We start from the raw sequence: 269 nt of genomic DNA, 5'->3' as shown, positions 1-269 counted from the left end.
CCGGTGCCGACCTCGTTGAAGCATTCAGCGCATTCGTCTTCGAAGGGCCGACGTGGCCGGGCGCGATGAACCGCGCCCTGGCCCTGAACTAGTCTTTCTGTTTCTTCGACCCCTTCGGGAACTCGCCGCGTCCCACCTGAGGAGCCGGCGAGCGCCAGCGGCGTGCCATCAGCATGCGTGAAAAAGCGTAGAACCACGAGCCGCGCGGGATCACCTTGTCAGGGAAGCGCTCGCGGATACGACGTTTGAGGATCTGCCAGACGATGACG

Annotated in this window: 1 protein-coding gene; it reads right to left on the bottom strand. The window is 63.6% G+C overall.

What is annotated here, in order from left to right; genetic code table 11:
• Positions 1-88: 88 nt before the first annotated feature.
• Positions 89-269: DUF3043 domain-containing protein (locus QP415_RS11880; RefSeq protein ID WP_285100216.1), on the bottom strand; the 181-nt coding region annotated here is incomplete at its 5' end.

It is taken from the genome of Pauljensenia sp. UMB3104 (assembly GCF_030217285.1).
GTDB lineage: Bacteria > Actinomycetota > Actinomycetes > Actinomycetales > Actinomycetaceae > Pauljensenia.
The sequence above is the reverse complement of the archived record's forward strand: the minus strand, read 5'-3'. Positions and strand labels throughout refer to the sequence as shown.